The following is a 22,712-nucleotide window of genomic DNA, read 5'->3' as shown; positions in this document are numbered from 1 at the left end:
GACATAACATTGAGCACCTGTTCAACCCCAAACCAGGTAGAGCATCATGGCCAATACCGCAAAATTCGATCGCCGGGACGTGCTGGAAAGCGCCACGCGGCTGTTCTGGCAAAAGGGTTACCACGGCACCTCCACCCGGGATATCCAGCAGGCCACCAACCTGAAGCCAGGCAGCATTTATGCCGCATTTGGCAGCAAATCAGGGCTATTCAACGAAGTTCTCCACTTTTATGCAGAGAGTATGGCCGGTCAGCTATCCCAGATCCTGAGCCAGCACAGCGCGGTCACCGAAGGCCTGCGCGCCTTCTTGCGCCACGTCATTCTTGAAGGGGGAGACGACGCACCAAGCGAACTGTGCCTGCTGGCGAAATCGCTGTCGGAACTGGAAGAGGGGGAAGCAGCATTGTTGAGCGAAACCCGCAAACTGCTGGCAGCCACCGAACAGCGCTTCCAGAAAGCACTGGCCCAGGCCGTCGCCAATGGCGAACTGCCAGCGGACACCGATACCGCCCTCGCGGCACGTCAGTTCCAGATCCAGCTGATTGGATTGCGCAGTTATCTGCGCGCTACCGGGAATAAAGACGCGGTAGCATCACTAATAACTCAGCTATTCCGCTGATCTTCAGGATTAGCCGACGGATTTCGAAATCCGGTCTCCGGGGACATTGTGCAGGTGGCGGCCTGTGGCAGTATGGCTGGCAAGATCACAACAACAATAGCCAGACAAGCTTCGAGGTGCCCGTGGGACTCGTTACCGCCGCCATTCCCTTTTTCCTGCTCGCCGTACTGATCGAGTTGACCCTGGACCGCTGGCGCGGCTGGGGGCTGTATCGCCTGAATGACGCCATTGGCAGCCTGGGTGCCGGCATATTGAGCCGCACTCTGGGGCTGGTGAAGGTGGGCATCCTGATGCTGCTGTATATCCCGCTGTACCAGTGGCTGGAACCCACTTACCAGAGCCTTGGCATCAACTGGTCCCTGGATAATCCCTGGCACCTGGTGCTGGCGGTGATCGCCTACGACTTCTGCTACTACTGGAAGCACCGTATCTGCCACGAGATCAATATCTTCTGGGCGGAGCACCTGGTGCACCACCAGAGTGAGGACTACAACCTCACCACCGCCCTGCGCCAGTCCAGCGATCTGGTGCCCCTGGGCTGGATCTTCTATCTGCCGCTGCTGCTGGTCGGCATGCCGCCAGAAGTGCTGATTACCGCCGGCGCCATCGACCTGATCTATCAGTTCTGGGTACACACGCAGAAATTCCCCAAGGTTCGCTGGATGGAGTGGATCCTGGTCACCCCGTCCAACCACCGGGTGCACCACGCCCAGAATAAGGTGTATGTGGACCGCAACTACGGCGGCGTACTGATCATCTGGGACCGGCTGTTCGGCACCTATCAGGAGGAGCTTGAAGACCAGCCCTGTATCTACGGGGTGCGCAAACCACTGAATACCTTCGACCCACTGGCGGCCAACCTCCAGCACTTCAAGCGCATGTGGCTGGACGCGGTGTATACACAAAGCTGGAAAGAAAAGTTTACCCTCTGGTTCCGCGCGACCGGCTACCGCCCGGCGGATGCCGAGGCAGCGATGCCGGTCCCCAGTGGGGATCTGGACAACTTCCAGCGCTTCGACCCCCAGGTCAGTCGCGGCCTGCGCGGGTACGCACTGGCGCAACACGTGATCTATTCAGTCGCCACCCTATTGCTCCTGCAGTTCAGCACGGAGCTCGGCTATGGCCTCACCGCACTGCTGGTTCTGATGCTGGTCATTGGCCTCGTCATCAACGGCCGCATTCTCGATGGCGAACCCGGTACCCGCCGGTGGGAACTGGCGCGATTGGCGCTGCTGGGCGCCACCACCCCACTGTTTCCCGCTGTCATCTGGGCCCCGGTTGCCGGTTACTGCCTGGTGAGCGGGACTGCCTGGTGGGTGTTGGTTTTTACCCATAAAGACGATACAGTCACTTCCGTTAGTCATTAACGCTAGGGATCCGCAGTAGCCCGGGGCCTCCCCAAAGTCCCTCAGGTTGAGATCCCGCAGGCACCCCCGACCGGGTTCGGAAAATCGGCCTCCCCGTGGCCGGCAGACCGGAAAAGCCCAACACTTTGCCCCCAGCACCGGTCGGGGGGCGCCTGTAATGCGTTCGCACCCAGCCACTGGCATTCGTTATAATTCCCGCCCAACCACTCCCGCTTCACCCAACTGCTGCAAGGTTCGCCGTGTCCACAGGTACTCTCTATACGGTCTCCGCACCCTCCGGCGCCGGTAAAACCAGTCTGGTAAAGGCGCTGATCGAGGCCGATACCCAGGTCACCGTATCCGTATCTCACACCACCCGGCCCATGCGCCCCGGTGAGATCGACGGTATCAACTATCATTTTGTGGATCACGATGGCTTCCTCGCCATGCTTGGGGAGAACGCTTTCCTGGAGCACGCCCAGGTATTCGAGAACTATTACGGCACCTCCCGGGCGTGGGTGGAAGAGACCCTCGCCAGCGGCCGCGATGTGATTCTGGAAATCGACTGGCAGGGTGCGGAACAGGTGCGCAAACTGATGCCGGAGACAGTGGGCATTTTTATCCTGCCGCCGTCGCAGCAGGCTCTGTCGGAGCGCCTCACCGGGCGCGGTCAGGACGATCAGGCGGTGATCGACAAGCGCATGGCCCAGGCCATCGATGAAATGTCCCACTATGTGGAGACCGATTACCTGGTGATCAACGACGATTTCACCACCGCCCTGAATGAGCTGCGCGCAATTATGGTGGCGGAGCGCCAGCGACTGGTTCGACAGCAAGAGCGTCACTCCAGCCTGCTGCAGTCGTTGCTGCGCAGTCAGTAGAACACACGAAATTCCGGGCGAAGGCGCCGATGCCGGGTACGGCTTTCTGAGACCTTCCGCGAGAGGGACCTCGCGGAAGAGCCCCCAGGGATGGGTTCACGGCGTGTCTCAGAAAGCCGTACCCGGTAGCGGTGCCGCCACAAAACTCGCAGAACACATACCCCGAGGTTTATTTAGGCCCCGAAGTGCTGTTCGATTTGCGTACACCGCGCGGTCCGGTAGAATAGTCAACCCCGTCCGTGCCGGCACTGACCGCACAGACAACAGAATTCGTCAATTTTGCCCAGCCGGGCGAACTTACACACTGGAACAGAAGATTTATGGCACGTATTACCGTTGAAGATTGCCTCGACCACGTAGACAACCGCTTTGAGCTGGTGATTGTCGGCAGCAAGCGCGCCCGTCAGATCGCCACCGGCGGCCGTGACCCGCATGTGCCGGAAGAAAACGACAAGCCCACCGTCATCGCCCTGCGCGAAATCGAAGAAGGCTTCGTTGACGCCAGCATCCTGGACGAGCCGGAAGAAGAGCCGGTACAGCACGCCGCGCCGGCACCGGTATTCCTGTCCGAGCAGGACCTGTAATCTGATTTTTGACGCAGTAATGCAAGATTTGCAGGTAATTTAAGAGGCGATCGCGGCTTTGCACACTATCGACAGTCTGGCCCATCGCCTCTCGTCCTATCTCCCTCCCGACCAGATCCAGTTCGTCCGCCGCGCCTACTTCTACGCGGAGCAGGCCCATGAAGGCCAGAAGCGACGTTCCGGTGAACCCTATATTACCCACCCCCTCGCCGTAGCCACCATTCTGGCCGGCATGCATATGGATGCCCAGAGCCTGGCCGCGGCCATGCTGCACGATGTCATCGAAGACACCGGCATCCCCAAGGCGGCGCTGGCGGAGCAATTTGGGGAGGAAATCGCGGACCTGGTGGACGGGGTCTCCAAGCTGACCCAGTTCGAGACCGACAGCCCCGCGGAAAAGCAGGCGGAGAACTTCCAGAAAATGGCCCTGGCCATGGCCCGGGATATCCGCGTGATTCTGGTAAAGCTCGCCGACCGCCTGCACAACATGCGCACTCTGGGCTCACTCAAGCCGGAAAAGCGCGCGCGCATCGCCCGTGAGACCCTCGAGATCTACGCCCCCATCGCCAATCGCCTGGGGATGAACGATGTGCGGATCGAATTCGAAGACCGCTCCTTCTTTGCCATCTATCCACTGCGCGCCAGTCGTCTACGCGCGGCACTGGTAGCCGCCCGTGGCAATCGCAAGGAGCTGCTGGAGAAGATCCAGAACGCCATCGAGCTGCGCCTGGACCGAGAGAATATCGATGCGCTGGTGATCGGACGCGAGAAACATCTGTACAGCATTTATCAGAAGATGCGCTCGAAGAAGAAATCGTTCAAGGAAATCATGGACGTCTACGCCTTCCGCATCATCGTCGATAGCGTGGACACCTGCTACCGGACCTTCGGGGTTATCCACAACCTCTACAAGCCGGTGATCAGCGAATTCAAAGACTATATAGCCATCCCCAAATCCAACGGCTACCAGTCGCTGCACACCGTGCTGCTGGGTATGCACGGGGTGCCCATCGAGGTGCAGATCCGCACCAAGGAAATGGACGAGATGGCCAACAGCGGTATTGCCGCCCACTGGCTGTACAAATCCTCCGGTGACGAGGTGCTGAATACCGGTGGTGCCAGCCAGGTGCGCGCGCGCCGCTGGGTGCAGGGCCTGCTGGAGATGCAGCAGCGCGCCGGCGACTCGCTGGAATTTATCGAGAACGTGAAGATCGATCTGTTCCCGGACGAGGTGTACGTGTTCACCCCGAAAGGCAAGATTATCGACCTGCCCGCCGGCGCCACGGCGGTGGACTTTGCCTATTCGGTGCATACGGATATCGGTAATTCCTGTGTGGCGGTGCGCATCAACCAGCGTCTGGCGCCGCTATCGCAGCCGCTGGAGAGCGGGCAGAAGGTGGAGATTCTTACCAGCAAGAATGTGCAACCAAACCCCAACTGGCTCAACTTTGTGGTGACGGCGAAGGCCCGCAGTGCGATTCGTCATTACCTGAAACATCAGCGCCACCACGACTCCATCGAGCTCGGCCGCCGTCTGCTGGAAAAGGCGCTGACCAAGTTCCACCTGAAGGTTTCGGATCTGGATGAACAGCAGATCAAGCGCGGAGTGAAGGAGGCCAAGTGCGAGACCTTCGACAACCTGCTGGAGGAGATCGGACTGGGCAACCGTGCGGCGTTTTCCGCGGCCAAGCTGCTGATACCACCGGGTACCACGGAGACGGAGGCGAGCAGCATTTCGTCGCCACTGACCATTGAGGCCCAGGAGGGGATGCTGATCAGTTTTGCCCGCTGCTGCCGCCCGATTCCCGGCGATACGATCATGGGGCACATCAGTTCCGGAAAAGGCGTGGTGATTCACCGGGATACCTGCCGCAATACCGCGGAGTTGCGGGAGCATCCGGAAAATATCATGGCGGTGGCCTGGTCTCCGGATGTAAAGGGCGAGTTTCTTGGGGATGTGCGGGTTGAGGTGGAGTCCGAGCGGGGGATTATTGCCCGTCTGGCGACCCGCATTACCGAAGAGGGTGCAAGTATTGAGCAGATCCATGTGGATGAGAAAGACGCTCAGCACAGTGTGATTGCGTTGACGCTGGAAGTCGCTAACCGGGTGCATCTGGCGCAGGTGATGAAGCGGCTGCGGAACCTGCCGGCGGTGATTAAGATCGCTCGTCCTTAATTCTGACTTCCTATTTCACTTCGCCCTGTTCGTCTGTTTGCTCTGAACGGGTCCGGCCCAGTGCCGGTGGTCCTTTTCAGGGCCGGCCCGCCTCCGGTACCCACCCGCCAAACAACCTCATCGGCAATCGTTTGTCGGGTGGGCACCGGAGGCGGGCCTTCTTGGTTGCTTCAGTTTTATTTGTTCTTGCGGATGGTTGTTGCGACCTTGTTATGAAAATTGGTGGGGTTTTGCGGGAATATTCCTGGAATGTGGACAGGTTCCGCATCTGGGGATTTCGGTCTTTCCGCTGCTCCCCAAGCCTTTCAAACCGCGCTATATTCTCCCGCTTTCTTTTTCTAGCAAGTGGCCCCGTTCGGGCCGGGAGAGGTCATCCATGCCTAATCGTGCAGTGATAAAAACGGATAAAGCACCGGCGGCTATCGGCAGTTATTCACAGGCTGTGAAGGTGGATAACACCATTTATCTTTCTGGCCAGATTCCGCTGGTTCCGGAGACGATGGAGCTGGTTTCCGACGATTTCCGGGAGCAGGCGGTGCAGGTGTTCAAGAATCTGCAGGCGGTGTGCGAGGCGGCGAATGGTTCGCTGGATGATCTGGTGAAGCTGAATCTGTATCTCACGGACCTGAGCAATTTTGCCACGGTCAATGAGGTGATGGAGGAGATGTTTACCAAGCCGTTCCCGGCGCGCGCGGCGGTCGGTGTGAGCCAGCTGCCGAAAGGTGCGCAATTTGAGGCGGAAGGGATTCTGGTGATCTGAGACAATCTCGGGATAACACCGATTGATGTCATGCGCCGCTCACGATGGGTTCACCAGGGGCGGCGCAGTCGGTTTTGGGCTTTTCATTTTCAGCCGCTTTACGACTCAGTCGTTTTCCAGCAGGGTGCGGTAGCCAGCGCGGTAGTCGGGATAGAGCATCTCGTAACCGCTATCGAGCATGCGTTTGTTGCTCATTTTCTTGGAGCGCCGTTCGCTGGTGGCCACTTCTTCACGCAGGTGGGCGCTGGTGTAGCCCATGGATTTGGCCAGCCAGCTCTGCAGCTCGTACATGGGAACCGGGGTACAGTCGGCGCCGATGTACAGCTTTTCCAGTGGCATGCCGTTCTTTTGTCCCTCGATCAGATGTGCGAGAAAACCCACCGCGTCGTCGACGTGAATGCGATTGCTGAACTGCGGCGGTGATGGGGGCGCGCAGCGACCGGCGCGTACCTGAGACAGAAGGCGGTCGCGGCCGGGGCCGTAAATACCCGCAAAGCGCACCACACAGGTGTCGACCACACTCTGCTGGGCAATTTTTTCCGCGGCGAGCAGGGCTTCACCCTGATAGCTGCCAGGCAGCGGTTGCGAGCGCTCATCCAGCCACTGATCGCCACTTTGCCCGTAGACGCGGGTGGAGGAGATCCACAGCAGCAGACGGGGCGGCTTTTCCATATCCGCCAGGGCCTGGCGCAGGCAGGTTGCCGTTTCCACATAGGCACGCTGGTAGGCCTGCGGGGTACTGGCGCCGGGGGTGAAGGTGGCGATGACGACGTCGGCACCATTGGCCAGATGACGATGGATATCCTCGGCCTTGGTGGCGTCTCCACGACGCCAGTTGACCACATCGGCCCGACGCTTGCGGGCCAGCGCTTGCAGCGGATTGCGTCGCACACCAAAAAACATCGTAGGCCTTGCGATCCAGCTTCAATGCCAGACGGGTCCCCAGATCCCCACAGCCGAAGATCCAGACTTTTTCCTTTGCCATAACCGCTCGATTAAACCCCCGGGTATCGAATTCCGACCCCAATAATTGCCGCGCCCCAAGCGATCGGGGCCATTTAGAATAGTTGGTTGAGTGTAATCTGTGAATTACTGTGAGTATGTAGTCTATTGGCTCTTTATAGCCAATTCAGATAATCAAGTCTGTGAACCGGGCCCACAGCGTACTGCGAGCCCGACATCCTTTTGACTAACCGCTCGGTGGTCAGCCTCTGGATTTCACCAACCGGTAAATAAACAGCAAGATCACTGCACCGACTACCGCGGTGATAATGCTGCCCAGTGACAGCCCACCGGTGGTGCCAAGGCCGACAAAGCTGCCAACCCATCCGCCGATAAAGGCGCCGACAATACCGATGATCATGGTCACGATCCAACCACCCGGATCCGGACCAGGCATGATCCACTTAGCCAGCGCACCGGCAATAAGACCGAGAATAATCCAAGACAAGATTCCCATAGCGATTCTCCGCTTTGTGCATTTCGAACACTTGCCTTCCATGTATAGCAAAAAAAGCGCCATATCACCGGTGAAGATCGGTAGTTAATAGCAAAAATTACTAACTATAAACATTGCTAATAGCATTTTTTTCTAGTTTGAGACATTTTCACACGTGACCAGCTGGGTTCCGGCAGTTTTACTGGCCGTAGGGGGGTATTTATGAATAAACTCTATCGCCAAGAATCATCTGATTGCGTTTGCCATGACACTAAACGAACTTCGTTATATCGTGACCCTGGCCCAGGAGCAGCATTTTGGCCGCGCCGCGGAGCGCTGCTTTGTGAGCCAGCCGACCCTGTCCATCGCGGTGAAAAAACTGGAGAAAGAGCTGGGCGTTGCCCTGTTTGAGCGCTCCAAAACCCGCGTCCAGGCCACCCCTCTGGGAGAGCGTATCGTCGCCCAGGCGCAACTGGTACTGGAGCAGTCTGCGGCGATCAAAGACATCGCCAGCGCCGGCAAAGACCAGCTCAGCAGCCCGCTGTCCGTGGGTGCCATCTTTACTATTGGCCCCTACCTGTTCCCACACTTTATTCCCCAGCTTCAACAGCTGGCGCCCCAGATGCCGCTGTATGTGGAAGAGGGCTACACCTCGACACTGCGCCAGCGCCTGCGCAAGGGCGAACTGGATGCGGTAATCATCGCGCTGCCGTTTACCGAGCCGGACGTGGTGACCCAGCCCCTGTACGATGAGCCCTTCGTGGTGCTGATGCCGTCGGATCACCCCTTGGCCCAGTATGAAGCACTCAGTCCGGAGCAGCTGTGTGAAGACAATGTTCTGCTGTTGGGTGAAGGCCACTGTTTCCGCGATCAGGTACTGGAAGCCTGCCCGCAACTGCAGCAGTCCATCGAGAAGGAAGCGGGCAATGGCCATATCCGCACCGCGGCCGACGGCAGCTCGCTGGAGACCCTGCGTCATATGGTGGCCTCGCGTCTGGGAATCACGGTACTGCCCCTGTCCGCCGCGGCTGCTTCGCAGTACGCCACCGGTGTGCTGGTGGCCCGACCGTTTGCGGCACCGGCGCCGCAGCGCACCGTCGCCCTGGCCTGGCGCGCCAGCTTCCCTCGCCACCGCGCCATCGACATGCTGCGGGACGCAATCAATCAGTGCCAACTGCAGAGTCCGTAAGCCGACAGTCCATCGCCCCAACAAATCCAATGGCTGAGAAACCCCTCGCAGAGATTCCCGTCACCGCGCTCAAAGGCGTGGGCGCCAAGCTGGCCGAAACCCTCGCCAAGCTGCATATCCACTCCCTGCAGGACCTGATGTTCCACCTGCCCGCCCGCTACCAGGACCGCACTCGCGTGGTCCCGCTGGCGGGCCTGCGTCCGGGGATGGACGCGGTCATCGAGGGTGAGGTGCGCGCCGCGGATGTGACATTCGGACGCCGCCGCAGCCTGGCGGTACGCCTGCAGGACACCACCGGCAGTATCACTCTGCGCTTTTTCCACTTTACTGCGGCACAGAAAAATCGCCTGGCCCCGGGAACCCGGGTGCGCTGCTACGGCGAGGCCCGCCGGGGTAGCGCGGGACTGGAGCTGTATCACCCGGAAACCGAGATTCTGGGGGAAGATGTTTCGCCTGCCGCCGCAACACTCACCCCCGTTTACCCGCTCACCGAAGGCCTGGGACAAAGCCGCCTGCGCGCACTGATCGGTCAGGGGCTCGACTGGCTCGCCGACGGCAATGTCACCGAGCTGCTGCCATCGGAGCTGCTGCCCCGCGCCCTGCAGATGCCGCTCGCCGGTGCCCTTATGTACCTGCACCAGCCGCCGGCAGACGCCGATCTGTCACAATTGGCGGAGGGACAGCACCCGGCGCAACAGCGCCTCGCCCTGGAAGAATTGCTCGCCCACCACCTGAGCCTGCTGGCGCTGCGCCGCAGCGCGTCCAAGGTCGCGGCACCGGCACTACAAACCAACGCGGCACTGGAGCGGGATTTTCTCGCACGCCTGCCTTTCTCTCCCACCAATGCCCAGCAACGGGTGGGGCGGGAAATCGCCGAGGATCTGGCAGGCAGCGCGCCGATGATGCGCCTGCTGCAGGGGGATGTGGGCGCGGGCAAGACTCTGGTGGCGGCACGGGCCGCGCTGCAGGCCATCGGCGCCGGCTATCAATGCACAGTGATGGCACCCACGGAAATTCTCGCCGAGCAACACCGCATCAGCTTCAGCGCATGGCTGGAACCGCTGGGGATTACCGTGGCCTGGCTCACCGGCAGTATGAAAGCCTCGGAAAGGCGCACACAGCTGGCTGCGATCGAGAATGGCGACGCGCAACTGGTGGTGGGCACCCATGCACTGTTTCAGGAAGGAGTGGCGTTCCACCGCCTGGCACTGGTAATCATCGATGAGCAGCACCGATTCGGCGTGGCCCAGCGGCTGCAATTGCGCGAGAAGGGTTCGGTGGAGGGCACTGCCGGTAAACAACAACGCACCCAGCCCCACCAGCTGATCATGACCGCCACCCCGATTCCACGCACGCTGGCCATGTCCGCGTTCGCCGATCTGGACTGCTCGGTGATCGACGAGCTGCCGCCGGGGCGCCAACCCATCAACACCGTGGCGATTTCCAATGAACGCCGCTATGACGTGATGGCGCGGGTACACAGTGCGGTGCAGGAAGGGCGCCAGGCCTACTGGGTATGCACCCTGATCGAAGAGTCGGAAACCCTGCAGGCCCAGGCCGCGGAATCCACTGCCGAGGAACTGGCCGACACCCTCAACGGCGTGCGCGTGGCACTGGTACACGGGCGCATGAAACCGGACGCGAAAGATCGGGTCATGAAGGCCTTCAAGGCTGGCGAAGTGGATCTGCTGGTAGCCACCACGGTGATCGAGGTGGGCGTGGATGTGCCCAATGCCAGCCTGATGATTATTGAAAACCCCGAGCGTCTGGGCCTCGCCCAGCTGCACCAGTTGCGGGGCCGGGTAGGGCGGGGCAGCATCGCCAGTCACTGTGTGTTGCTGTATTCGACCCCGCTATCGGCCAACGGACGCGCGCGCCTGGACGCCCTGCGCAATCATGCGGACGGCTTCGCCATCGCCGAGGAAGACCTGCGCCTGCGCGGCCCGGGCGAAATCCTCGGCACCCGCCAGACCGGAGAAATCCAGCACCGTATCGCCGATCTGCAGCGGGATGCCCACCTCTTACCCCAGGTGCAGAAAATCGCTGCCGCACCGCAGCTCGACAACCAGGCCCGCACCGCGCTGGTACGCCGCTGGCTGCACAACAAGCCACGCTTCGCGGAAGCCTGAGCCACGCCAACCGGCCAGAGCGCATTTCTCGCCCGTTTTTTACCCACCCTCGCACGAATAACCGACGCGCAGATATTGATTTGACCTTATGGTCATTGCTGGTCACGAATATTTTTGCGCTCTCCCTCCGGCAGTGGCAGCCTCGTCCCCAAAGGACGGAAATACCACCGCGTCGGGGCCTCTGCCCCCCGTCCCAACCGGTGACCCTACACCGGTCATTCGAAATCCACAGAGCGTTCACCGGACAGGCACCGGCGAATCCGGCGGCGGCTACCCACCCCGCCACAGCAATCAGGAAGCTTCCCCGTGACCCAACACTCAGGCCTCAACTCCCACAACCTGTGCCGTTACCTGACCACCTTCAGTCTGCTGCTCAGTGCCGCGATATTGCACACCACGGCAACCGCCCAGGGGTTGTTCGGCGGCAGTGACGAACCGATCCCACACCTGACTCTCGCCCGCACCGAGGTGGCGGCGGAGGTTCCCACTCCACTGGTTGGCAATGACTTCGAGAGCATGCTGGCGCAAGCGACCAATGGCGGCACCCTGACCGCAGCCAAGGAGACTGCGAACCGGGAGTTCGCCAACTATCTGCGCACCCGGCTCGACGGCGCCCTGCGCGAACTCCTCGCCGAGGAAGATATTCCTCTGTACACCGACAACAACTCACTCATTCTGTACAACTTTATTGATATTTCCGTAGTGAAGCGTCTGAATGGACTCAAAAACAGCGGCGATTACGAGATCGAGCGGGGTGGCCTGAGTGCCAGCGGCGACTACCATCTGCGCCTGCAGGCCCCTGGGGAGCGGTTGCTGCTGGAACGGCGTATCGACATCGCCGATCTGCGTCTCAAGGGGAAATACCGGATCAAAACCTCCCTGCGTGGGGAGACGGGAGAAGACAACACGACTGAAGAGCTGCAACAGATGGCGGACCAGCTGGTGAAACGGGTAATCGACCGGATCGAAGACGACCTCGAGGCGGACGCCCTGCGTGCACTGCGCCCCAACGGTTAGCCCTTACCTCGCGCCACCACCAGGGTGGCGCTCATCGCTTGCCAACTTCCCCCGCCTGCCGCCTCTGTAAGCCCCCTGTTCTGCGCCGCGGCCTGATAATCCATCCACCAGTGCTCTGCCGCGACATAACGCACACAACCGACTACTACTGACGCACAAGTCACTGAAATTTTTTGCTCTCTGCACCGAGAAGTGGCAGCCTGTAGCGGACCCATAAGAAAAACATAACAAAGAAAGAGCGAACCCATTCGCCGAACAGCGCCCAAAAAAATAAACATCCCGGTATAAAAATCAAAACAGGGAGTGATGCATGAGAACCCATGGAATCCGTCGGCTCATCGCCGCCGGTATCGTTAGCCTTGCGCTATCCACCAATACCAACGCCCAGAACAGCTTCTGGGGTGGCGATGACCACACCCCCAGCCTGGCCATAGTCCCCACCGAAATTCAGCTCGACGTCCCCATGCCGGTGGGCGATATGCAACTGATGCTCGCGCTTGCCAGTAATGGCGGTGGTCTCGCCGATCTGAAACAGGATGCCATCCGCAACTACACCCAGCATATTCACAGTGAAATGGCACGCGTGCTCTACGAATACCTGGACGACGAAGAAGTACCCCTGGTGGCGGAGAACGGCCTGCTGCAATTGCAGAACAACCTCAACCTCAAAGTTATCAAACACCTGAGCGCCATGAAGCCGCGAGGCGATCACGACCTGGAGCAGGGAACCGTGACCCTGCAGGGGGAGTTCCGCTACATCCTGAGCAATCGCAGTGGTACGGCCCTGCGCGAGCAGCGCATCACCATCGGTGACATGAACATCAACGAGAAATATCAGGTGCGGACCTACCACGACAACCGCGCCAGTGAAGACAGCACCGAAGCGGCCATCAAACAAGCGCTCACGGAAATGGTGGAAGAACTGGTGGAAGCGATGGAAGATAATCTGGAAGCGGATGAGCTGCGGGATATGGCCGCCCTCTAGGCGTACTGCCCGACAGGCACTGTAAACAGAACCCAAAAAAAAGGGGCGAGCCGCAGTGCGGCTCGCCCCTTTTGGGATTTGTCACAGCGGGCCGATCAGGCCGAAGAAGAGCTGCCCTCTGCCTCGTTCACCACGCTGTTGTAGTTATCGTCATTGAACGTATCCTGATTTAGCGCACCTTCACTCTTGGCGACTATAGTACTCACCACTGAATCCCCGGTAATGTTCACCGCCGTGCGCACCATATCCAGCAGGCGATCCACCCCCATCACAATGGCAATCCCCTCAACCGGCAGACCCACCTGACCCAGCACCATCGCCAGCATGATCAGACCCACACCCGGCACACCGGCGGTGCCCACCGAAGCGAGCGTCGCGGTCAGGATCACCGTCAGATAGCCCATCAGGCCAATATCGATACCGTACAGCTGGGAGATAAACACCGTCGCCACCCCCTGCATGATCGCCGTACCATCCATATTGATGGTCGCACCCAGGGGCACAGTGAAAGAGGCAATCTTGTTATCCACACCCAGACGCTTCTCCACGGTCTGCAGGGTAACCGGGATCGTCGCCGCCGAAGACGCGGTACTGAACGCAAACGCCATCGCCGGGCGCATCTTCTTCAGTAGCTTCACCGGATTCAGCCCCGACAGCAGCTTCAGCAACAGGGGATAAACCCCGAATGCATGGATCAGCAGCGCCAGCAGCACCACCCCGAAATACTTCGCCAGGGTCGGAATCGCATCCAGTCCCAACAGCGCAATCTTGTTCACCAACAGCGCAAACACCCCGTAAGGCGCAAACACCATCAGCACCCCCACCATCCTCAGGATGACCTCGTTCAGATCATTAAAGAACGCCGCCACCCGCTGGCCCGGCTTGCCACTGCGGGAGATTGCATAGCCCAGCAACAGCGCAAACACGATGATCTGCAGCATATTGCCTTCCGCCATCGCCATTACCGGGTTGGTGGGGAAAATATTGACCAGTACATCCGACAGCGGCGGCGACTCCTTCGCCTCGAACTGCGTATTCGTCGCCAGGTGCTCCATACCCACACCGGGCTGAATCACCAGCGCCAGCAACAGCGCCAGGGAAATCGCCACCGCCGTTGTGCACAGATACAACAGCAGCGTCTTCCCCGCCAGCACACCCACCCGGCTGCCCTCGGACAACGCACAGGCCCCGCAGATCAGCGACACCAGCACCAGCGGTACCACCATCAGCTTCAGCGATGCAATAAAGATTCGCCCGATAATGTCGAACAGGCCATTGGTGAGGTAGTTATTGATGAAGTCAGTAACCGTCGCACCCAACACCTGGCTGGAATTGAGTACATTGAACAACAGGCCAAGCAAGATCCCCGTGATCATGGCCAGTACGATTTTTTTGGTAAGCCCCATGGTCCGTCCTGTTAACGCGCACTTTGCAGTGGCAAATCATTATTTAGGTCGTAATGAATACTGAATTCGATGCGAAGGCGGTGATAGCGGTAGACCTTTGTGAGACCTTCCGCGAGAGGGACCTCGCGGAAGAGCCCCCACGGATGGGTTTACGGCGGGTCTCACAAAGGTCTACCGCTAGCGCCGCCGCCACTGAATAAATTCGAGCGAGCGAATGCGCCACTATATCTACCCCACCCCGAACGGGCAAAGCGAGTTCCCCTCGTGCCTGCCTCAGGTACAATGCGGTTAATTCAAACCAGCATAACCCCGCGCGGAGTCTGCGTTGTACCACTCCCCCTTTGAGGCCATCGGCGACTGGCACCCACAACCCCTCGAAAGCCTGCACGGCCACACCCCGCCGGATCACCTCCTGCCCTGGCTGCAGCACCCCGGATCCCTCACCGCCGCCCTCAAACATCTGAGCCACGGCGAGTTTAGCGTACAAATACTCCACCAGGGCTGGCACACCCCGAACCTCGAAGAGCGCCGCGCCCTCAACCTCAAGGAACGCACCCGCGCCCTCATCCGCGAAGTCCTCCTCTACGGCAATAGCGAACAACCCTGGGTCTACGCCCGCAGCGTCCTCCCCGAGCGCACCCTCGCCGGCAAATCCCGCTACCTGCGCAGCCTCGACAACCGTCCCCTCGGCGAACTCCTGTTCAGCCAGCCGGACATCCGCCGTGGCCCCATCGTCCTCAACCAGCTCAAACGCAACCCCCAGTGCCAGCTGGCCGAGCTGAACCAGAGCGACACCCGCGCCTGGGGCCGCCGCTCCACCTTCTGGCTGCACGACAAACCCCTGCTGGTTGCAGAGACCTTCCTCAGCGGGTTCAATCCCCACAAACCGCCACTCACCTGAATCCGCAAGGAAAGAATACGGGAAACACCATGCAAGCCATTCGCCAACAGCTTCAACAGCGATTCGCGCAGCACTGGCCCAGTGTGCAGCCCTACTGGCAACTGGCACGGCTCGACAGGCCCATTGGTTCCCTGCTGCTGCTCTGGCCCACCTGGGCCGCCCTGTGGATCGCCGCTGAAGGCTGGCCCGGGCTGCACCTGTTTGTGGTGTTTACTCTCGGTGTGATTCTGACCCGCGCCGCCGGCTGCGCCATCAACGACTTTGCCGACCGCAATATCGACGGCCATGTAAAGCGCACCAACCAGCGCCCCTTGGCCACCGGCGCCGCCACCCCCAGAGGTGCGATTATTCTGTTCGCCAGCCTGATGCTGCTGGCGTTCCTGCTGGTCCTCACCACCAACAGACTCACCGTTCTGTTATCGCTACCCGCACTGGCGCTCGCCTTCTGTTACCCCTTCGCCAAGCGCTATACCCACCTGCCACAGGTGGTACTGGGGTCAGCGTTCAGCATGGGTATTCCCATGGCCTTTGCCGCAGTCACCAATCAAGTGCCGGCGGTGGCCTGGGTACTGTTTACCGCGAACCTTCTGTGGACCGTGGCCTACGATACCTTCTACGCCATGGTGGACCGGGATGACGACCTGAAGATCGGGGTGAAATCCACCGCCATTCTGTTCGGAGACATGGACCGGGTGATGACCGGCTGCCTGCAGGGCATGGTGATCCTCGCTCTGTTGATGCTCGGAGGGCGCGCGGATATGGGCCCTCTGTATTACGGCGGTGTTGCGGTCGCTGCCGGGCTGTTTTGCTACCAGCAGTGGCTGATTCGCGAACGGCAACGAGAAGCCTGCTTCAGGGCCTTCCTGAACAACAACTGGGTCGGAATGGCGATTTTCCTGGGTATTTTTTCTCATTATCTGTGGAACTAGGCGCACGGAGCGCCGTGCAGGCCAGGCTTCCCGTACGGCTGTCATATTTTTGTCACCAAAGTGACGTTAAATGGCCACTCTAGAATAGTCAGTTAAGTGACAAACACTTCAGTTAGGGTATGGCAGGCCGATGCACAGCAAAACGATCCTCATAGTCGACGACGAAGCCCCGGTGCGGGATATGTTACGGGTGGCACTGGAGATGGCGGATTATCGTTGTCTCGAGGCGGAAAACGCTCAGGCGGCCCACGCGCTGGTAATCGATGAGAAACCGGATCTGATTCTGCTGGACTGGATGCTGCCGGATGTTTCCGGTGTGGAGCTGGCCCGCCGCCTGAAGCGGGATGAACTGACCTCTTCCCTGCCTATCATTATGCTCACCGCCAAGGGTGAGGAAGACCACAAGATCAAGGGTCTCGAGACCGGTGCGGACGATTACATTACCAAGCCGTTTTCACCCCGCGAACTGGTTGCACGCCTGAAGGCGGTGTTGCGCCGCGCGGGCCCGAGCACGCCGGAGGAGCCGCTGACGGCGGGTGGCCTGGTGCTGGATCCGATCAGCCACCGGGTGACCATCAATGGCAATCCGGTTGATATGGGGCCAACGGAGTTCCGCCTGCTGACGTTTTTCCTGAGCCATCAGGAGCGCGCTTATACCCGTACCCAGTTGCTGGACCACGTGTGGGGTGGCAACGTGTATGTGGAAGAGCGCACCGTGGATGTTCACATTCGCCGCCTGCGCAAGGCCCTTACTGTGGATGGCCACGAGCGCTACATCCAGACCGTGCGCGGCACCGGCTACCGCTTTTCTGTACAGACCGCTGAAAGGGTGTAACCTACACCCAAGAATTGTAGAGGGCTCCGTAGCGGGTCCTGTGGCGGTCGAGCACCGGGTAAGGGTTTTTGAAACCGCTGTAAATACGTCCCTGTACGCTGCGTCGGCGACGTCCATGTCGCCGACGCTTTCAAAAACCCTTACCCGGCACTCGACCTTCGCTTTGAACCTCGGTAGTTTTTCAAATATCAGGTTTACCTACCCCAAATAGATGGCCGAACCATCATGCTCGATCGCAGTATTGGCGAGTTATCCCGCTTTATCATTATCGCCCTGGGCACCACCATTCTTGGTTTTGCCAGCGGCCACTGGTGGCTGGCACTGTGCGCCGGTCTGGCCGCCTATGTTTTCTGGCTGCTGTGGCAGCAGAATCAATTTGACCGCTGGCTCGCCAACGGCCGTCGTGGCCCGGCGCCAACCAATTTTGGCGTGTGGGGAGATATCACCGACGATTTCTACCGCATGCAGCGCCGCCACCGCCGAGAAAAGCAGAAGCTGCACGCAATGCTGCGGCGGGTGCAGGACAGTACCAGTGCACTGCGCGAGGGTATCGTGGCGCTGGAGGATGAGGGCAACCTGGCCTGGTGGAACCCGGCGGCGGGGCAGATGCTGCGCCTGCAGGGGGACGACGCGGGTCAGCCGCTGGTCAATTTCGTACGTGATCCGCGCTTTGTGGAGCATATGTATGAGCGCATGGGCGGCGGTAAGGAGACCAACCCGCAACCGATTACCCTGCCGGCGCCGGGAGATGATACGCGCATTCTGCAGATGGAGGTGACGCGCTTCGGTCAGGATGAAGCGCTGGTGATCGTGCGGGATATTACCCGGCTGCATAATCTGGAGCAGATGCGTCGGGATTTTGTCGCCAACGTATCCCACGAGCTGCGCACGCCACTGACGGTGATCGCCGGCTATCTGGAGACACTGCAGGCCAGCGGCCAGGCGCCGCGGAATTGGGAGCGGCCTTTGGGGCAGATGAGTGACCAGACGGTGCGCATGACCAGCCTGGTCAACGACCTGTTGCTGCTGGCGCGGCTGGAGACATCCGAGCGCGACAGCGGACGAGATCGGGTTTCCGTGCGGGAGCTGATGGAACGGGTGGCCGGGGAGGCGCGTTCACTGAGTGGTGAGCGCCATGAAATTTCCGTGGCCTGTGAAGAAGACTGTACGATTACCGGTGATGCCGGTGAACTGCACAGCGCCTTTGCCAACCTAGCGTTCAACGCGGTGAAGTACAGTCCGGACGGCGGCCCGATCGAGATGCGCTGGCATACCGATGGCAACGGCGGGCATTTCTCCGTAAAAGATGCGGGTATCGGTATCGATCCCATGCATATTCCCCGCCTGACCGAACGCTTTTACCGGGTGGATGCCGGCCGCTCCCGGGAAAGTGGCGGCACCGGCCTGGGCCTCGCCATCGTCAAACACGTGTTACTGCGCCACAGCGCCAATATGACGGTGACCAGTGTGCCCGGGCGCGGCAGTACCTTCACCCTGAATTTCCCGACCCAGAAACTGACCCAGACCAGTTCTGAAGCGAGCTGAAGTTAAGAAACAGAAAAGGGGCCCTCGGGCCCCTTTTCTGTTTCAACCTGCCCGGTACTCGGACTCTACAGTTCGAGACCAAACTGCAGTGCCATCCCCAGTGTGTCTTCAGAGGATTTGATTGCCGACAGGTGGAAGTGCACCACGTCAAACGGGCTAAAGCCGATACCGGCAGTCAGTGCGCCATCGTAGGTGCCCTTGATATCGTGGCGGTAACCCACGCGCAGCTGGGCCCAGTCAAACAGATCCGCTTCCGCGCCCAGACGCACTACCTGCACTTCACCGGCGCCGTCGAACAGCTCCACCGCATTCAGATCGGCATCCGCCAGCAAAGTGAACACCTCGCCGGTATATCCCACACCCGCGGTCAGCTGCGGATCCAGCTGGATCTCCACACCACCCTGAACGGTGTCGTATTCCTGGGCGATGGCATTGCGCAGGGAAACACCGCCCTGCAGCTGGCCGAAATTGATCGTGGCTCCCAGATCCAGGTTGAAGTTGGTGTGCTCCAGAGTGTAGTCATCCACCTCGAAATCGTCGCTGTCGAAGTTGGCGATGGTTTCGATGTACTCGATGGACTCAACCCGCTGGTACTTGGGCGTTACGCCGAGGGATACCTGATATTCCTTGAAGGTAAAGTTGCGCGCGGCGGCGAAGCCAATTTCCTGCATGGAGTAACCGAAAGCGCCGGCTGCGGTTTCCAGGTCATCCTCATCGAATATCTGCTCGCCGAAGTTTTCCAGCAGTGCAATATCCCCGTCTGCCAGCTGTACATCGGTGGCAATAAACGCGGACTGACGAACAAACAGCAGGCCGGAGGCAACGCTGTTGGGAATGGCAACGGTCAGTTGCGCGGCGGCGTCCGCGGTGAGACGGCCGTCATCGAGCAACCGCAGCTGCTCGAGGATGTAGTCGGCGTCGTCCTGGTTGGCGGTGAAGCCATCCAGCGCATCGATAAAATCGGTAAGATCTTCGCTGGTATCGATAAAGTCGTTCTGATCATTGGCGATCAGGCCGAAGTCAAAGGTCAGTGCAAAGTCATCACTCTCGCCGAAATTCGTCGCGGTTGCGGGATTGATCAGCGCGCTGTAGGTGTAATCGCCCCCGGCCACACCGGCACCGGCCATGGCGCTGCCGCGCCCGGAAAAGACTTCCGCGGCAACCGGCGTTGCGCTCAGCATCGCCGTGGCAGTGAGTGCGCCGGCCAGTCGGTTTTTTGTCCACTTTTTCATCGAAGCCCCCAGTAGTAATCGTTTCATAGTCATCGCACCTTTCGGCGCGCAGTCAGAAGTTTTGCTTTTATGCCCGTTGTGCATGTTGTTATCGGCGGCGCAAAAATAAACGTGAGAGGGGAGAGGCACAATGGCCCTTTCGGGGTATTTTGCGAATTACTTCTCAGGGAGGTTGTGACAGGGCTTCACCGAATGGCGGGCGGAGAGGGAATTGACAGGCCCCGAGCGGGGCCTATTGACGAAAAACTGTACGCTCGGTCCGACGTCCGGCGGGTTATTCCAGTTCCTGCAGGGGGCGCGCTTCGCCGCCGGCAACATATTCCGGTGATCGGTCCTCTGCGACCGCTTCCGCTTTGCGTTTCTCGAGGGTGATATGCACCGCTTTGCGCGCGCTGTCGCGGATCAGGATATGCTCGCGCCCCTCGTCATCGACCGGCAGATTGCGCTCGCCAATCAGGCCATCACGCAGGGCGCGCAACTGCGGCACATCGCGGTAGCGGTCCAGGTCTTTGGACAGCTTGTGCTTCATGCGCTCGGATTCGTGCAATGCCGCCGACGTTTCACGGTATTTCGCAAAGAAAAACACCGCCGCGATGGCAGCGAAGATGGCGAGGGTGGTTTCAAACCATGGAGGCATAGTGTGGTTTCCTAGTTCTGCGTTTGTTCGTTCTCAACAGCACCGCATAGGAGCCGGCGCTACAAAGTGCTTTCGTCGTTCAACTGCCATACCAGTAACTGATTATTGGCCGGCAGGAAATTGTTTTCACTCCGCTGCAACCCCTGGCTGGCAGCCAGCTGATCCAGCCATTCCAGATCACGAATACCTCGCAGCGGGTCCTGCCCCTTCAACCAGACATCGAAACCCGCATTACCGGGGCCGATATAATCGCCGCCGATCTTCACCGGGCCGTAGACGATCAGCTGGCCGCCGGGCTGCAGCACCTGCGGCAACTTCTGAAAGAACTTCTCCACCGCGGCGGCGGGCATAATGTGCAGTGTATTGGCGGTAAACACCGTGTCCACCCGCAGGGATGGCCAGTGACTGGTGACATCCAGCACAATCGGTGCGGGCAGGTTGGCCGCGGGACTGTTGAGGAGCCAGGCCTGTACCTCGTGCAGATGCGGCGGGCGCTCGCTGGTCTGCCAGGTGAGATGGGGCAGGTGCGGGGCGAAATACACGGCGTGCTGGCCGGTGCCACTGCCAACTTCCAGCACCCGGCGGCTATCCGCCAGCAGGCGCTTTAGGTGAGTCAGGATGGGTTCGCGATTGCGCGCGGTGGAAGGAGCGTCTGGCAGCTTGCTGTCGTTCATGATCAGGCCGGCTGTTCGTCGCGCAGGAACACCCAGTCATTGCCTTTGGAGTGTTCTTCACTGAAATAGTAACCGGCCACATCAAAGTCTTTCAGCTGTTCGGCCTTCTTCACCCGGTTGTCGATGGCCCAGCGGCTCATCATACCGCGGGCTTTTTTGGCGAAGAAACTGATCATCTTGTACTGGCCGTTTTTCCAGTCCTTGAAGTGCGGGGTAAAAATTTCCCCCTGCAGTTCCTTTTTCTGCACCGACTTGAAGTACTCGTTGGAGGCCAGGTTCACCAGTTCCTTGCTCTTGAGAGCCTGCAGCTGCGTATTCAGGGCCTCGGTAATCTTGCCATCCCAGAACTCGTACAGATTCTTACCGCCGCTGTTGGCGAATTTCGTGCCCATCTCGAGGCGGTACGGCTGCATCAGATCCAGCGGGCGCAACAGGCCATAGAGGCCCGAGAGCATACGCAGGTGTTTTTGTGCAAACGCGAAGTCCCGCTTGACCATGGTCTCCGCTTCCAGCCCGGTATACACATCGCCTTTGAAAGCGAGCAGGGCGGGGCGGGCGTTTTTATCCGTAAACGGACGCTTCCAGCTTTGGAAACGGTCGTAGTTCAGCACCCCCAGCTTGTCGGAGATCTTCATCAGACTGGAGATGTCCTGCGGACTCAGGGCCTTCAGCTCCTTGATGAGCGCCGCGGATTCCTTGAGGAAGTCCGGCTGGGTGGTGTCCAACGCGGGAATTGCACTGTCAAAATCGAGGGTTTTTGCGGGGGAGATAACGATCAGCATAGGGGAACTCAACAACGGTCAATGACTTACGTCATCCCGGTCCAGCGCCTGTGCCGGACTTGATCCGGTATCGGAATCCAGAGTCCGGAGTGCTGGATTCCGGCCTGCGCCGGAATGACGGTATTTAGAGGGCGTCGGTTTACTCTGGTTTGAGGATATCTTGCCACCAGTTGAGTGGCGTCTGCCCATCCACCGGATCGTACACATTGCCGTAGTACCAGACACTGTTGGCACCGTCGCAGACACTGTTGAGGATCTGCTCGATTTCGGCAAAGCCACAGCTTACATGGATGCTGTAGACCAGCAAACGCGGGCTCTCCATATCCAGCTCACCGCCGAGCTTTTCCAGCTGGGGCGTCAGCTGGTCGGAGAGCTTGGTGCTTTCGCCGCGGCAGAAAACCCGTACAGCCAGGTTGCCGGAGCGCTTGATCAGTTCAAAGCTGGGCTTTTCCGGGTCCTCCCGGTTCACCTTGATGGTGTCGCCGCTGGCGATGCCCTTGATAAACGCCGGAGAACGCACCAGCTGTACGCTGTCGTCCTCGTTGACCCGCACCTGCATGCGCTCTACGACCGGCTCCCCATCGGGATTGGTGCCGGCAAACAATTCGATAATCTGCAGTGCGGTCGTCATAACCTCTCTCTCCGGA

The 22,712-nt window shown here is 59.6% G+C and carries 22 protein-coding genes; 14 read left to right on the top strand and 8 right to left on the bottom strand.

Annotated elements, in window-relative coordinates:
* Positions 1-46: 46 nt before the first annotated feature.
* The 6 genes from LRR79_RS03500 (at position 47) to LRR79_RS03475 (ending at position 6,366) form a co-directional block, all read left to right on the top strand.
* On the top strand, positions 47-619 hold the full coding sequence (locus tag LRR79_RS03500; RefSeq protein WP_231759027.1) for a TetR/AcrR family transcriptional regulator: 573 nt from the start codon (positions 47-49) through the stop codon (positions 617-619).
* Positions 620-741: 122 nt separating this feature from the next.
* Positions 742-1,986, top strand: a complete 1,245-nt coding sequence (locus LRR79_RS03495) for a sterol desaturase family protein (RefSeq protein ID WP_231759026.1) — start codon at positions 742-744, stop codon at positions 1,984-1,986.
* 239 nt (positions 1,987-2,225) lie between these two features.
* On the top strand, positions 2,226-2,846 hold the full coding sequence (gene gmk / locus LRR79_RS03490) for a guanylate kinase (RefSeq protein ID WP_231759025.1): 621 nt from the start codon (positions 2,226-2,228) through the stop codon (positions 2,844-2,846).
* Between the two features lie 320 nt (positions 2,847-3,166).
* Entirely contained in the window at positions 3,167-3,430 is a 264-nt protein-coding gene (gene rpoZ / locus LRR79_RS03485; protein WP_231759024.1) for a DNA-directed RNA polymerase subunit omega, read from the top strand.
* 58 nt (positions 3,431-3,488) lie between these two features.
* The gene (spoT, locus tag LRR79_RS03480; RefSeq protein WP_231759023.1) at positions 3,489-5,606 is read left to right on the top strand and encodes a bifunctional GTP diphosphokinase/guanosine-3',5'-bis pyrophosphate 3'-pyrophosphohydrolase; all 2,118 of its coding nucleotides are present in this window, start codon (positions 3,489-3,491) and stop codon (positions 5,604-5,606) included.
* Positions 5,607-5,982: 376 nt separating this feature from the next.
* Positions 5,983-6,366, top strand: coding sequence for a RidA family protein (locus LRR79_RS03475; protein ID WP_231759022.1), 384 nt, complete (start codon positions 5,983-5,985; stop codon positions 6,364-6,366).
* Between the two features lie 105 nt (positions 6,367-6,471).
* Here the strand turns inward: LRR79_RS03475 and LRR79_RS03470 are convergent, their stop codons facing one another.
* Positions 6,472-7,257: an NAD-dependent epimerase/dehydratase family protein gene (locus LRR79_RS03470; RefSeq protein ID WP_231759021.1), complete on the bottom strand. Its 786-nt coding sequence runs from the start codon at positions 7,255-7,257 to the stop codon at positions 6,472-6,474.
* A 313-nt stretch (positions 7,258-7,570) separates the two neighbouring features.
* Positions 7,571-7,825 carry a GlsB/YeaQ/YmgE family stress response membrane protein gene (locus LRR79_RS03465; protein ID WP_043319923.1) on the bottom strand — a complete coding sequence of 85 codons (255 nt, stop codon included), beginning with the start codon at positions 7,823-7,825 and terminating at the stop codon, positions 7,571-7,573.
* 244 nt (positions 7,826-8,069) lie between these two features.
* Between LRR79_RS03465 and LRR79_RS03460 the strand changes: the two genes are divergently transcribed.
* From LRR79_RS03460 to LRR79_RS03445, 4 genes are all read left to right on the top strand, one after another.
* Positions 8,070-8,993 carry a hydrogen peroxide-inducible genes activator gene (locus LRR79_RS03460; RefSeq protein ID WP_231759020.1) on the top strand — a complete coding sequence of 308 codons (924 nt, stop codon included), beginning with the start codon at positions 8,070-8,072 and terminating at the stop codon, positions 8,991-8,993.
* 29 nt (positions 8,994-9,022) lie between these two features.
* Entirely contained in the window at positions 9,023-11,122 is a 2,100-nt protein-coding gene (gene recG / locus LRR79_RS03455) for an ATP-dependent DNA helicase RecG (protein WP_231759019.1), read from the top strand.
* 306 nt (positions 11,123-11,428) lie between these two features.
* Positions 11,429-12,139: a hypothetical protein gene (locus tag LRR79_RS03450; RefSeq protein ID WP_231759018.1), complete on the top strand. Its 711-nt coding sequence runs from the start codon at positions 11,429-11,431 to the stop codon at positions 12,137-12,139.
* 310 nt (positions 12,140-12,449) lie between these two features.
* Positions 12,450-13,124, top strand: a complete 675-nt coding sequence (locus LRR79_RS03445) for a hypothetical protein (protein ID WP_231759017.1) — start codon at positions 12,450-12,452, stop codon at positions 13,122-13,124.
* 95 nt (positions 13,125-13,219) lie between these two features.
* Here LRR79_RS03445 and LRR79_RS03440 read toward each other — a convergent pair whose 3' ends face one another.
* Entirely contained in the window at positions 13,220-14,530 is a 1,311-nt protein-coding gene (locus LRR79_RS03440; protein WP_231759016.1) for a dicarboxylate/amino acid:cation symporter, read from the bottom strand.
* A gap of 325 nt (positions 14,531-14,855) precedes the next feature.
* Here LRR79_RS03440 and LRR79_RS03435 point away from each other — a divergent pair, with 325 nt between their 5' ends.
* From LRR79_RS03435 to phoR, 4 genes are all read left to right on the top strand, one after another.
* A complete protein-coding gene (locus LRR79_RS03435; protein WP_231759015.1) occupies positions 14,856-15,431 on the top strand; it encodes a chorismate--pyruvate lyase family protein in 576 nt (191 codons plus the stop codon).
* Between the two features lie 29 nt (positions 15,432-15,460).
* Positions 15,461-16,360 carry a 4-hydroxybenzoate octaprenyltransferase gene (ubiA, locus tag LRR79_RS03430; protein WP_231759014.1) on the top strand — a complete coding sequence of 300 codons (900 nt, stop codon included), beginning with the start codon at positions 15,461-15,463 and terminating at the stop codon, positions 16,358-16,360.
* A 130-nt stretch (positions 16,361-16,490) separates the two neighbouring features.
* Positions 16,491-17,195: a phosphate regulon transcriptional regulator PhoB gene (gene phoB, locus LRR79_RS03425; RefSeq protein WP_043319916.1), complete on the top strand. Its 705-nt coding sequence runs from the start codon at positions 16,491-16,493 to the stop codon at positions 17,193-17,195.
* Between the two features lie 225 nt (positions 17,196-17,420).
* Positions 17,421-18,740: a phosphate regulon sensor histidine kinase PhoR gene (phoR, locus tag LRR79_RS03420; RefSeq protein ID WP_231759013.1), complete on the top strand. Its 1,320-nt coding sequence runs from the start codon at positions 17,421-17,423 to the stop codon at positions 18,738-18,740.
* Positions 18,741-18,805: 65 nt separating this feature from the next.
* Here the strand turns inward: phoR and traF are convergent, their stop codons facing one another.
* The 5 genes from traF to LRR79_RS03395 all read right to left on the bottom strand — a co-directional run bounded on the left by traF (position 18,806) and on the right by LRR79_RS03395 (position 22,696).
* A complete protein-coding gene (traF, locus tag LRR79_RS03415) occupies positions 18,806-19,999 on the bottom strand; it encodes a conjugal transfer protein TraF (RefSeq protein WP_231759012.1) in 1,194 nt (397 codons plus the stop codon).
* A 247-nt stretch (positions 20,000-20,246) separates the two neighbouring features.
* On the bottom strand, positions 20,247-20,609 hold the full coding sequence (locus tag LRR79_RS03410; protein ID WP_231759011.1) for a hypothetical protein: 363 nt from the start codon (positions 20,607-20,609) through the stop codon (positions 20,247-20,249).
* A gap of 59 nt (positions 20,610-20,668) precedes the next feature.
* Positions 20,669-21,283, bottom strand: coding sequence for a DUF938 domain-containing protein (locus LRR79_RS03405; RefSeq protein WP_231759010.1), 615 nt, complete (start codon positions 21,281-21,283; stop codon positions 20,669-20,671).
* A gap of 2 nt (positions 21,284-21,285) precedes the next feature.
* A complete protein-coding gene (yaaA, locus tag LRR79_RS03400; protein ID WP_231759009.1) occupies positions 21,286-22,065 on the bottom strand; it encodes a peroxide stress protein YaaA in 780 nt (259 codons plus the stop codon).
* Positions 22,066-22,204: 139 nt separating this feature from the next.
* Complete coding sequence (locus LRR79_RS03395) at positions 22,205-22,696, bottom strand: DUF4265 domain-containing protein (protein WP_231759008.1); 492 nt, start codon at positions 22,694-22,696, stop codon at positions 22,205-22,207.
* Between the last annotated feature and the right edge of the window lie 16 nt (positions 22,697-22,712).

Source organism: Microbulbifer elongatus, from assembly GCF_021165935.1.
In the GTDB taxonomy this organism is placed as follows: Bacteria; Pseudomonadota; Gammaproteobacteria; order Pseudomonadales; family Cellvibrionaceae; genus Microbulbifer; species Microbulbifer elongatus.
This window is presented reverse-complemented; position numbering and strand designations above follow the sequence as displayed.